The sequence below is a fragment of the Rhodococcus sp. BS-15 genome (assembly GCF_000813105.1).
In the GTDB taxonomy this organism is placed as follows: Bacteria; Actinomycetota; Actinomycetes; order Mycobacteriales; family Mycobacteriaceae; genus Rhodococcoides.
This window is the reverse complement of sequence record NZ_BAOX01000025.1, coordinates 1-11,898: the sequence shown is the minus strand read 5'-3', so window position 1 is coordinate 11,898 and position 11,898 is coordinate 1. Positions and strand designations below refer to the sequence as shown.

Sequence of the window (11,898 nt, the reverse complement as noted above, 5' to 3'; positions counted from 1 at the left end):
CTACCGACCGGAATGCTCCGCGGCGTAGGCGTCGACACGTCCGTAGGCGATCTTGGGTGTCCAGTCTCTGTGCACCAGACCGAAGTTCTGTTCGGTGTCGGCGGTGTCGGAACCGGCGTCTCGGAGGCTGTAGACGTAGGCCGGTCCGAGCCAGTCGTTGCCGAGGACGGCATCGAGAACGATCCCTATGCTGTCCGATTGCGTCTGCTCGCTGACACTGTTGGGTGACGTCCCCGTAGGGGCTCCGAATTCGGTGATCCAGATCTGTTTGCCGCTGTCACCGCCGGCGATCATGGTGTCTCGCATGGACCACATCTTCATGGCGGTGTTCCACGACGCCGTGCTGGGGTCGTTGGGGAGGTAGGGCCACGTGTACGGGTGAACGTTGAAGGCATCGAAGTACGTGTTCGATCCCTGCGCGTACATCTTCGACAGGAACGACGTACCCGCGATGTTGCCGTCCTTGTCCTCGGCGGGTGCCATCCCGCCCGCGAGCACGGTGGAATCGGGTTGCACCTGCTTGATCGCCGTGTAGGTCGCTTTGATCAGCGTCGAGTACGCCGTCACGTCGGGGGCAGGCTTGAAGAACGTCACGATGTTCGGCTCGTTCCACACCTCCCATATCTCGATCCGGCTCTGGTAGCGCTGAACCACAGTCTTGGCGAACGCCGCGAAGGTGGCAGGGTTCGCAGGACGGGAGTGCGAATCGTTGACGGCAGCGGCTACTCGCGCCCACCTCGGGGTGTACGCGATGATGCCGTGCACGCACATCCCTTGGGCCACAACAGCATCGATCACCCGGTCTGTTCGACTCCAATCGAATCTGCCCCGGGTCGACTCGATGGCAGACCAATCGATGTCGAGACGAACCGCGAAAGATCCGGCGTCACGGGCGAGCGTGAGTTCCCGATCGAGATCCGCAGCAGACAGAGCACCTATGGTTGCTCCGGGTGATACTCCGATCCGGACCGCGTCCGATTGCTGCGCACAAGGGGGGGCTGCCGACCGACGCCTGTTGCTCCCGCAGGACAGATGCAGAAGCGGGCACCGCCCCGGCAGAGAGCGACAACAACACGACCGCCAGTGCCGCAATCACTCGCCGCGGTGAACTCCGTTTCATCGGCAGATGCTAGCAACTGCCTTGATTCAGAAATCGGGTACGGGCAAAACTCTATTGTTGCTTACTTTGTCTCACTCCTCGCTGCGCAACATCCCCGGAAATCCGAATAGCGGAATCCACCGACTCGAGCGTCGGTATGACAACTCTTCCTGTACTACCATCTGGACAATGACGACAGGATTTCCCGGTTTCGACGACCGCCTGAACGATGTGCTCGCCCGACAGGCGGACAGATCAGGTCAGTCTCCCGAGGCATACATTCGGCGAGCTGTTGTCGATCGAATCGTGCGGGAACTGTCCGAGGATCCCGATTCCGAGGTCGGTGCGCTGCTCAGAGCTTTGGAGGACAGTACCGAGAACGGTGTCGGCACAGACGAGGCCACCAGAGAGTTCGGCACTCCGATCGACGACCCGGATCGGCTTGCTGCAGTGGCTCGAACAGGGCTGATGGACACCGGCTCCGACGCCGCATACGACCGAGTCGTCACCATGGTTGCCGACGCCCTCAGTGCCCCTTCGGCTGCGTTCTCGCTCCTCGACGACAGGCGTCAGTACTTCAAGAGCGCCGTCGGGCTTCCGTCGGAACTCGATGGCGCGCAGGAGGTTCCTCTCGAAGGTTCGATCTGCCGCTACGTGATCGACACCGGTCGGCCGCTGGTGGTCGAGGACGTGCGACTGCACGACGTGCTCAAGGACCATCCCTCGGTACAGGCGAACATGTTGGTCTCCTACCTCAGCGTTCCACTCACCGACGACGACGGTCATTCGGTTGGCACTGTGTGCGTGTGGGATCAGCGACCACGGCAATGGACGACCGGTCACGTTCAGATTCTTCAGGACCTTGCCTGGATCATTCGCGAGCGGATACTCGGATAAACAGCGCGAATCAATATTCGTTCCTTGATCGGGACTCTCAACAAACTCTCGGTCTTTTTTGCGTGACTCGATTGTTAGCACGCACCTGTGTGGGTATGAATTGATTGGGATATCTTTACCGAATCCGAATCCGAATCCGAATCCGAATCCGAATCGATCCGAGCCCCCCCGGAAGTGGTTGTGCCCCAAATATTGGAACCAGCGCGAATTCGGCCTCGTCCGGTGACAACCGATTCGTCTGCCGTACCGCGAGCTATTGCCGACCGACTCCGAGTCGATCCATGGCACACCGGGGTCACTGTTGCACTGGATTCGCTCGCTGCCATCGTCGCCGTGGTCGGAGCATTGCTGTGGCACGCAGGCAGTCTCACCGATTCAGGGCTGCTTCCCTGGCTGTTCGTACCGTTGCTGATCGGCGTCCTCGCCGGCAAATCCATGTACCGACGAAGCCTCCGGCGCAACTTTCTCGACGAGATCGGGCCGGCAGAAACAGCCGTCGCCTTCGCGTCACTGGCTCTGCTCGTCACGATGTTCCTGTCCGACACCGTCTATCGACCCAGCGCCATCGTGCTGAGACTGTGGCTGCTGAGCGCCGTCACGATAGCCCTCGCCCGTCTCGCCCGGGTCGTGCTTCAGCGCGTCATGCGTGCCAAGTACGGATGTGCCGCACCGACCATCGTCGTCGGTAACGATCCCATCGCCCATCAACTCGCCGCGCGGATGCGCCAGTTCCCCGAGTACGGACTCGTACCTATCGGATATGTGGGCGAGGCACCGGTCGCCGACATCCCTTCGAGCAGCGAGGTGTCCAGCTTGCCTCACCTCGGACTCCCGAGCGATTTCGAAACAGTTGCGCGGAGGACCGGTGCCGAGGAGTTGATCGTCGCGTTCGCACCGACCGAGGACCGAGAGTTGATCGCCGCCATCAGGATTGCGCATCGACTCGATATGCGAGTGTGGGTCGTACCCAGGTTGTACGACGCAGTCGGGGTCAACACCCGCGTCGAGCACATCGGCGGACTGCCGTTGATGGTGCTACCGCATGTGGACCCCAAGGGATGGCAGTTCGCTGTCAAAGGACTTCTGGATCGGGTTCTGACCGCGTTCGGGCTGCTGCTGCTCTCCCCCGTCTTCCTGACCTTGATGGTGCTCGTGCGCCTGAGCTCACCTGGCCCGATCTTCTTCAAACAGGAGAGAATCGGCCGCGACGGATTGCCGTTCGATTGTCTGAAGTTCCGGTCCATGCGGCCTCCACGTGCGTCCGACGCCGAGTTCGAGCGAAAGGCAGGGGACGCACCCGGCGGTGTCGAGGGTGTCGACCGACGAACGCGCATCGGAAAGATCATGCGACAGACCTCGATGGACGAACTTCCGCAGCTGCTCAACGTACTTCGCGGCGACATGAGTTTGGTCGGTCCGCGCCCGGAACGACCCGAATACGTCGACCTGTTCGAGATGCAGATCCGTCGGTACGGGGAGCGGCACCGAGTCAAGGCGGGCGTGACGGGATGGGCTCAGGTTCACGGCCTCCGCGGCCAGACGTCCATCGCGGACCGCGCCGAGTGGGACAACTACTACATCGAGAACTGGTCGGTGTGGCTCGATGTCAAGATCCTGTTCCTCACCGTTCTGGCCGTGCTGAAACGCGCCGAGGACTGATCGTGGTCCATGCCGAACACGACCACGTTCGGATCACCCCGTGATCACGTACGTTGCGCTCGCTTTCGGCGCAGCGGTCGTCCTCGCGCTCGGCTGCGCGGTCGCCTCGGCCATCTACCGTCGGCCGCAACGTGGAGTGTTGCTGTTGGCGGGATTGGTTCCACTGCACGGCCTTCTGGTTCTGATTCCCCTCCCCGGGGTGGTGTCCGGCTGGAAGGAAGGCCTGGTCGTCTTCACGGTTCTGTGCGCGTGGTTGCGCCGACCCCGACACGTTCATGGCTCGACGCCTCGGGTGTTCATGCCGTGGTGGCCCGCGGCCGTCGTCTTCGTCGTGTTCGGCAGCGTGTCTGCGTTCGCCACGTTCGGGATCGTCGGCGTGTTCGGCATCAAGGTGACCTTCTTCTACATCCTGCTGGTGGTCGTCATGTGGCTTGCACCGTTCGACGCCATGGACCGCGACCACCTCGTCTCCGTTCTCATGGGGATGGGTGTGTTCACCTCGGCGGTGGGCATCGCACAACTCCTGGCCGGACCGGCCGCATTGGTGTCGTTGGGGTACGAATACGGCACACAGGTCCGAACCTCGGGTGGACTGCTCCGCACGTTCAGCACGTTCAACCTGCCGTTCCCGTTCGGGCTGTATGTGATGTTGGCCTTGCTCGTGGGCGGTGCGGTCGCACTCGCCGATCCGCGCCGGCGGCGAAACATGCTGTTCCTGTGGGCTACTCCGATGATGGTGGTCGCCATGTCGAGTTCGATCGTGCGCGGAGCCATTCTGGGGCTCGCAGTGGGGGCGATCTACCTGATCGCGGTCCGCTTCCGCTATCTCGCCGCACCCCTGGCGGTGGCCGCGGTCGCGGTGGCCGCGGCTGTTCCGTTCGTCCCCAACATCACATCGGTGTTCTTCTCGTCGAGCAGCCTCGGTCAGCGCGGTGACGGATGGGCCAACATCATCGCCAGCATCCTGATTCATCCGTTCGGGACGGGGCTGGGATCGAGTGGGTCTGCGGCAGACCGCATTTCCACCGCCGAGGGTGTCGCGTTCACGCGATCGGGGCTCTCGACCAACTACCAGCCCGACAACTACTACGTGAAGGCACTGCTCGAACTCGGACCGATCGGCCTGTGGGCGGTGGTCGCCTTGCTCGTGACGTCGCTGCTGTGGTGCACCCGCCTGTCCCGGGCGCTACCGGGCAACGACGGTGCGCTGGCACTCGGTGTCGGTGCCTCGATCGTCGCAGCCATGTTCGCCAGTCTCGTCTCGACGTATTTCGAGATATTTCCGATCGATGTCTATTTCTGGCTCTTGTTAGGAGTGGTGGGATGCGCAGCAGCGCAACACGAATCGTTTTCGGGGCGCTCGCCCTCCGGCCGGGCGGAAGCGGAGTACAAACCTACATTCGCGAGCTCCTGAACGAATTACCGCACTGCCTACCCGATGCCGATCTCGCCGCGTCGGTGCAGCGCGACGCCGTCGGTGAGCTCCCGCCCTCGGTCACGGCCATGGAGCGGCCTGTCACCAGCGGTGCAGCTCGTGCGTTGCTCGGGGCCCTTCCTGTCGGTCGTTGCGATGTGGTGCACGGTCTGGACGTGGACCTGCCGTTCCTGACCAAGGCCTTCACAGTCGCGACGGTGCACGACCTTTCGGTCATCGACATGCCGTCGGCCTCGAGTCGATTTCGCGCGCTCGGTGAACAGAGACTGGTACGGCGCGCACTGCGCCGCGCAGATCTGCTCATTGCGGTCTCGCAGTTCACCGCCGATCGAATCAAGGCGGTCAGCGGGCGCGACGCCACAGTGGTCGGTTTGGCACCCGCAGCGTGGGCCACCGTCCCCACCGACAACCGGGTGGACGTCGTTCGATCCAAATACGACTTGCCGGACCGTTTCGTCATGCAGGTCGGAACGGTTGAGCCTCGCAAGAACGTTCAGCTGGTGGCCGACGCAGCGGAGAGTCTCGGAATGCCGTGTCTGCTGGCCGGGGCGGGCTCGACCGGTCCCCTCGCTCCCCGCAATTCCCGAGGCTCGGGTATGTCGATGTCGAGGATCTGCCTGCCCTCTACGCTGCCGCGACAGTCACTGCATACGCCTCTCGGTACGAGGGCTACGGGCTCCCGCCCGTCGAGGCGATGGCCTCGGGCGGTGCGGTCGTCGCCAGTGCCGTCGGTGCCCTCCCCGACGTCGTCCGCGACGGTGCCGTTCTCGTCGAGTCGGAGAACGTCGACGACTGGGTACAGGCGATGAAACCCATCGCTTTCGACGAGGCTGCCCGCGCAGCTCTCGTCGACGCGGCGGCCGTTGCCACCAGCGAGATCAGCTGGCGTCGAACGGCGGAGCTCACCGCCAACGCGTATCGAGCCGCGGGCATGGTCTGATGGCCGAGGAGTTTGCGCTCGACGGCACCGAGCAGCCCCCGGACTACCGCGCCATCGCAGCGGATCCGAAAGCCGCAGCCAAAGCGACGATTGCCCGTTCTGATCAGCAGAGTGATCATCGCGACGCTGGGGTGGGTGGGCAGCGTCGTCGTCGCGAGGTCCCTCGGACCGGACGAGTGGGGCCAGTTCAGCTTCGTCTTCGCGCTGCTCGGCTTGATGTCCGTCGTGACCGATCTGGGGGTCGGACGCGTCGTGCTCGCGAAATTGATGGACGACGATCCCGAGGAAATCGGTCGAACGGCGTCGTCGTTTCTCGCTCTGCGTACCGTCCTCGGGTTGGTGGGGTACGTGCTGGCCGTCGCATACGTTCTGTTGCTGCAGTATCCGAGCGAAGTGGTCCTCGCGACGGTGGTGGGCGGACTGGTGGTCGTGTTCGCAACGCCGGGTCACGCATTGAGCGTGCTCTTCCAGAGTCGCCACCGTCTGGTACTCGTGGCCGTTGCCGAAAGCGCCGGACAAGCAATCCAATTGGCGTTGACCGTGCTGGCGGCCGTGCTGGCCCCCACCCTGCTGATCTTCGTTCTCCCGGCCGTGGCCAACGAAGTGTTCAAGTTGGTGACCAAGGGTTTCGGCATCGGCAACCGTTCCATGGGCCTGCGACCGTCGCGCCACATCGAAATTCATCGCTGGGGGCCCTATCTGAGGGAGGCCGTGCCTCTCGCGATCGGCTTCGCACTCACCATCGCCATGCTCAAGATCGACATGCTGATGCTGAGCCTGCTCGACACGTTCGAGGCCGTGGGACTGTATTCCATCGGGTACAAATTCTCGGACATGATCGACACGTTCGTCTTGGCGGCGGTGGCACCGATCAGCACCCTACTCGTCGCGTCGTGGCCCCACGACACCACCGCATTTCGCGCACGCTCACGTTCGGCCGCACTGCTGTTCGCACTCTTCGGCGCAATGGCTGTCGCGGCGTTCGTACCGTCGGCCGAGCCGCTGATCGGCCTGCTGTACGGCGAACGGTTCGTCGACGGAGCTCACGCAGCCCGTCTGCTCGTCATCGGTGCGGCGCTGATGTCGTTGGTGATGCTGGGAATTTTTCTGCTCGCGTCGGCCGGAATGCAGCGACACTACCCCGTGGTGGCACTGGTCGGTCTGGCCCTGAACGTCGGGTTGAACCTGTTCCTGATCCCGCGGATGTCGTACGACGGGGCTGCCATCTCCACCGTCGTGACGATCGGCGTCACTCTCGTCCTGCTGTGGATCGTGATCTCTCGAAGCATGCCCATATCGAGACTGCTTCCAGTGCAGTCCATTTCGGTGACAGTCGTGGTCACCGCAGGCACTACGGTCGGCGGCTGGTTCCTGGTGCAACACCATCCCGGCCTGTGGCTGCTCGTCTCGGTCGCGGCAGCGCTGCTGGTCGCGAGCGTGCTCTACGTGTTCGTCGCCATCGGACTCGTCGAGTCACCAGTGCCGGGTTCGGCCGAGAAAGGACGTCACCGTGCGCGTTCCGAATGACCACCGGCACAACGGACACATCGCCCGATTCGTACCGTGCGCTGCGGAGTCGCAGTCGGGTTTCGTCGATGCAGCAGACCGTCGTGCTTGTTCTTCGAATGTTGTTGATGTGCAGTTCCATTCACGGGCGGCACGGCTAAGCGGACGGCACTCGGGCCCGGCTATCATCGAGCCTGTCGGCTCCACGAATCTCCGAAGCGGTACGTCCGCTCGCATCGACGACGGAAGGGTACGCGGTTGATGTCCGTCCACGATGCCGTACACCGGGGTGACGTCCCCCCACCTATCGATCTGGCGGGACACATGCGTGAACTCGGCCGGGCACTGCTGCCCGCCGTGATCATTGCTGCGCTGGTCGGCGCAGGCGTGTTCTACCTCAGAAGCGAACTCACCGACAAGCAGTACGCCGCGTCGGTCGTGGCCGAGATCGAACCGGTCCAAAGCCTCGTTCCCGGTGACGCGTTCATCGAGCAGATGCGCGCACCGTTCGTCGAGTTGGCGACCGACCGCAGTGTGCTCGATGAGGTCCTCGCGCAGGTCGACTCCGGACTGAACGCTGCCGAGCTGGCGTCGAGCGTCGAACTCTCCCCCGGCACCTCGCCCGCACTGCTGACCGTCACGGTGACGACCCGTTCTCCCGAGCTCGCCGCAGATCTCGCTCGAACGATGGTGTCGACCATGGCAAGTACCAGCACTGCCAACGCGATCCGCGACTCTCGAGAGCGAACGGACGAAGCGCAGTCCTCGATCGACGCGCAACAGGCGCGAGTGGACGCTCTCCCCGCCGACGACCCGAGCCGGGCCGCGGCCGTGTCCGAACTGGCCGAACTACGCACCCGCCTGAGCGAAGTCGAGGCTGCTGCGGGAGGAGATCGACTGGTCGTGCTGTCGAACCCCGAGCAGAGCACAACGCCGGTGTCGCCGAAACCGGTCTCGGAGGCACTCGTCGCCGCGCTCGCTGCTCTCATCGTCGCGGCCGAACTGATCGTGTTGCTGCGAGGACGTCTCGGACGCAGGCCCTCTCGCTCCTGGGCCCGTCGGGTGTCTCGCAAATACGGAGCGCACTTCGACCCGACGGCGGGCGACACGGTGCCGCCCGCCGTAGCTGCGCGGATCGCAGCACTCGAGCGCGGCGATCGACCCGCTTCGAGGGGGGCTCGACACGCAGCACCCAAGGGCGACAGCGTGATCGTCCTGTTGGTCGGCGAGGGTGCCGTGTCGGAGTCGACTCACGATCAGAATCGGACAACCGAACATCGCCGCGCCACCGCAGAATTCGGGTTGTCGGAGCAGTGGTGGCAGCACACAGAGGTGGGCGACGTCGAGACCGTGGTGGTGCTGGTGTCGAGACGTGGACGGGACAAGAAGGCAGCAACCGCCGCACTGCGGCGGCTCGACGACTTCGACATTCCCGTGCACCTGGTCCTGCAGACAAAGGACTCGACTCGACGGGTGGAACAGACCACTCAAACGATCGCGCCGGAAGGCCGAAGCCATGCCAGCTGACAGAATTGCCGTCGTACACGAGAGATTCACCGAGATCGCCGGATCCGAGCACGTCATCGAACAGCTCGCGTTGCATTGGCCTGCGGCCGAGGTGTTCGCGCCGATCTCTCGGCCCTCCGGGGTTCCGGCAGGAATCAGCCGCGAGGTGCACACGTCGAGCCTGAATCGGGTGTACGACGCGTTGGGGCAGCGGTCCTACGCGCCCGTCCTTCCGATGATGCCGCTGGCCTTTCGGCGCATGCCCCTCAGCGGTTTCGATGCAGTCGTCGTGAGCCATCACGCCTTTGCGACGCAAGCGGTGTTCGCCACCGACTCCCCGGTGATCGCATACGTGCACAGCCCGGCACGGTGGGCCTGGGACCCCGAACTACGCGCAGGCGAAGGGGGCGGTAGAGCCGGAGCAGCGATACTGACGGCACTGTCGGCCGTTGCCCGTCGATGCGAGATCGCTGCCGCACCGAAACTGACCACCGTGGTGGCCAATTCGACTGCAGTTGCACGTCGCATCGAGGACTGGTGGGGCCGAGACGACGCCCTGGTGGTCCATCCTCCCGTCGACACCGAGGGATTCACACCGGATCCGTCTGTCGAGAGAGAGAACTTCTTCCTGCTCGCGGGACGCCTGGTCCCCTACAAGCGTCCGGACATCGCGGTGCGCGCGGCCGCCGAGGCCGACGTTCCCCTCGTGGTGGCCGGAGACGGCCGGGCGATGGACGCCTGCCGGAAACTGGCCGGACCCAAAACGACCTTCCTGGGACGAGTTTCACACGAGAAGCTTCTCGAGCTTCATCGAACGACACGTGCTCTGCTGATGCCGGGAGTGGAGGACTTCGGCATCGTCCCCGTCGAGTCCATGGCAACCGGAACACCCGTCATCGCCTTGGGCGACGGCGGTGCCATGGACTCGGTGGTACCCGGAAAGACCGGGGTGCACGTGGCTCCGGGCTCCGACGCCGAAGTGATCGCCGGATTTGCCGAGGCCATGCGCTCCTTCGACCCCGGAGACTACGACCGCGCTGCCATTCGCGCGTGGGCGGAGGGCTTTTCACGGGCAAATTTCCGCAGTCGAATGCAGGAGGTAGTCGATGCCGTCCGCTGAGCGTCGATACCGCGCAACTGCGCTGGATCGTGTCTTCGCCGATACCCGAATAGTCACCGCAGTCGGCCCCGTTCGTGGTCTCGATGTCGGACGCACGAGACGAACGCTCACGGCCGCCGAACAGGTCGATACCGAGGCACACCTCGCCGTGGAACCGCGGTCGGACGCACGGCAGTGGCGCTACCGAACCGACATCGCAGGTGACAACGTCTCCGCGAGCACCGATCCCACGGACGACCTGGGCAAGATGCTCACCGACATTCGATCCCGAGACGGGAAACGCAGTCCTCTCGAGGTGGTCGTGTTCGATGACCATCTCGCGATCGACTACTCGCATGGAATCGGGGACGGCCAGATCGGCGTCATGATGTTGGCGGCATTCTGCGACGATGCCGACGGGGCACTGGTCCCCGGGCTCGCGGTAGGACTACCGGCGAGCGCAACATGGAAAGCGTTGTGGCGACACTATTCTCGAAACCCGAAGACCTTGGCGGACTTCTGGAAGCTGCGCGGTCGCCACCGAACCGAGGCCGACAGCGAGTCAGCTCCCCGTCGCAGAATCGAGAACTGGGAAGCCGCGAAAGTCAGCCGAGCCGGATACATGAGCTCAGCCCGTGTGGACGAACTCAAGCACTGGACGGCCGAGCACATGCCAGGAGCGACCGCCGCGTCGATCTCGATCGCGCTGTGGAGTGCGGCTCTTCGGGCCGAGGGCGTCGACGTCGCCGAGCACATCATGGTCTTGTTCAACAGTCGACGCTATCTCGATTCGGCGCAACAGAATTCGCACGGGAACTTTGCCGTCGGCATTCCACTTCGCCTCCCTTCGGGCACGACGCCCGCCGGTATCGCTGGAGCAATGCGTGAGGTGATCGAATCGGGATGGCCCATAGCGGTATTGGGAATGTCACTGCTGCGCGATGCTGCGTCGCGAGTTCGGCCTTCTGCTCCCTCGCAGAACAATTCTGTCGTCGAGGTTCCCGAAACATTGAGGCTGGCCGTCAGCGACCTCGGGCGACTGCGCGTCTTCGACCACCTCGATTGGGCCGACGACGGGCGACCCCCACAGCTGGCAGCATCACTCGAGCCCGACGGCCCGGACGGCTGCACGATGCTCATTGCCGAGATTGCAGGTGGGCGGACGTACACGGCATCGTTCTGCAGCAAGATGATCGACGTCGATGTGGTGGACGCAGCACTGCGGCGCATGTGCGATGACCCCGTCGCGCTACTCCGAGATGCATTCTGACGTAGGAATACCGATGTCGAATCACCCTCACAGAACAGACGGAGCTCGATCATGACCTCTGGATCGACAGTGCTGTTCCTCGCCCACACCGGGCAGGTCTCCGGTGCCGAGAAGGTGCTACTGGATCTGATAGACGAGGCCGAGCGCCGCGGCTATGACACTGTGATCGCTTGTCCCACCGGCCCTCTGGCCGATCGAGTACCCGCGACGACGCGACACATCGCCATCGGCGAGCTCGGGCTCGGCGGTGAACGAGGAGCCGCCCGAGGCGTCGCGGCGGCACGCATGCTGGCGAGGTGGGTCACCGCAGCCCGCGCGGTACGTACGATTGCCCGTGCACCGGGCACCACTACCGTCGTCAACTCACTCTTCGCGCTCCCGGTCGCACGGTTGGCCCGTCCCGCGCGCGGTGCGTCGTGGCTCGTCCACGACACCATGACCTCTGCCAAGCAGCGCGTGGTGGTGCGGTTCGCGCGGCCCGCCGTTC

The 11,898-nt window shown here is 63.9% G+C and carries 8 protein-coding genes and 2 pseudogenes; 9 read left to right on the top strand and 1 reads right to left on the bottom strand.

All coding sequences use genetic code 11. From position 1 onward, the window contains the following. A complete protein-coding gene (locus tag RHBS_RS05515; protein ID WP_237669023.1) occupies positions 1-858 on the bottom strand; it encodes an endo-1,4-beta-xylanase in 858 nt (285 codons plus the stop codon). A 430-nt stretch (positions 859-1,288) separates the two neighbouring features. On the opposite strand from RHBS_RS05515, the gene RHBS_RS05510 reads away from it, so the two are divergent. The 9 genes and pseudogenes from RHBS_RS05510 to RHBS_RS05470 all read left to right on the top strand — a co-directional run. Then, positions 1,289-1,996 (top strand): GAF domain-containing protein, encoded by a 708-nt coding sequence (locus tag RHBS_RS05510; protein WP_121869427.1) that lies wholly within the window; start codon positions 1,289-1,291, stop codon positions 1,994-1,996. Between the two features lie 222 nt (positions 1,997-2,218). Beyond that, on the top strand, positions 2,219-3,655 hold the full coding sequence (locus tag RHBS_RS05505; RefSeq protein WP_237669020.1) for a sugar transferase: 1,437 nt from the start codon (positions 2,219-2,221) through the stop codon (positions 3,653-3,655). 40 nt (positions 3,656-3,695) lie between these two features. Further along, positions 3,696-5,069 (top strand): O-antigen ligase, encoded by a 1,374-nt coding sequence (locus RHBS_RS05500; RefSeq protein ID WP_121869426.1) that lies wholly within the window; start codon positions 3,696-3,698, stop codon positions 5,067-5,069. Further along, positions 4,979-6,030 (top strand): annotated as a pseudogene (locus RHBS_RS05495) (glycosyltransferase family 4 protein). The gene RHBS_RS05500 and the pseudogene RHBS_RS05495 overlap by 91 nt, the downstream one beginning before the upstream one ends. Before the next feature lie 111 nt (positions 6,031-6,141). Continuing rightward, entirely contained in the window at positions 6,142-7,557 is a 1,416-nt protein-coding gene (locus RHBS_RS05490; protein WP_237669019.1) for a flippase, read from the top strand. A gap of 240 nt (positions 7,558-7,797) precedes the next feature. Further along, positions 7,798-9,063: a hypothetical protein gene (locus RHBS_RS05485; protein WP_128645042.1), complete on the top strand. Its 1,266-nt coding sequence runs from the start codon at positions 7,798-7,800 to the stop codon at positions 9,061-9,063. Further along, a complete protein-coding gene (locus RHBS_RS05480) occupies positions 9,053-10,162 on the top strand; it encodes a glycosyltransferase (protein ID WP_121869421.1) in 1,110 nt (369 codons plus the stop codon). Before RHBS_RS05485 ends, RHBS_RS05480 begins: the two co-directional genes overlap by 11 nt. Continuing rightward, positions 10,149-11,411, top strand: a complete 1,263-nt coding sequence (locus RHBS_RS05475) for a hypothetical protein (protein ID WP_237669018.1) — start codon at positions 10,149-10,151, stop codon at positions 11,409-11,411. The genes RHBS_RS05480 and RHBS_RS05475 overlap by 14 nt, the downstream gene beginning before the upstream one ends. Before the next feature lie 51 nt (positions 11,412-11,462). Continuing rightward, a pseudogene (locus RHBS_RS05470) lies at positions 11,463-11,898 on the top strand (glycosyltransferase family 1 protein); the annotation flags it as partial.

Excerpts from the sequence above, each read along its gene's own strand:
- RHBS_RS05510 (WP_121869427.1), top strand. The coding sequence starts at position 1,289 with ATGACGACAGGATTTCCCGGTTTCGACGACCGCCTGAACGATGTGCTC.
- RHBS_RS05485 (WP_128645042.1), top strand. The coding sequence starts at position 7,798 with ATGTCCGTCCACGATGCCGTACACCGGGGTGACGTCCCCCCACCTATC.
- RHBS_RS05480 (WP_121869421.1), top strand. The coding sequence starts at position 9,053 with ATGCCAGCTGACAGAATTGCCGTCGTACACGAGAGATTCACCGAGATC.
- RHBS_RS05475 (WP_237669018.1), top strand. The coding sequence starts at position 10,149 with ATGCCGTCCGCTGAGCGTCGATACCGCGCAACTGCGCTGGATCGTGTC.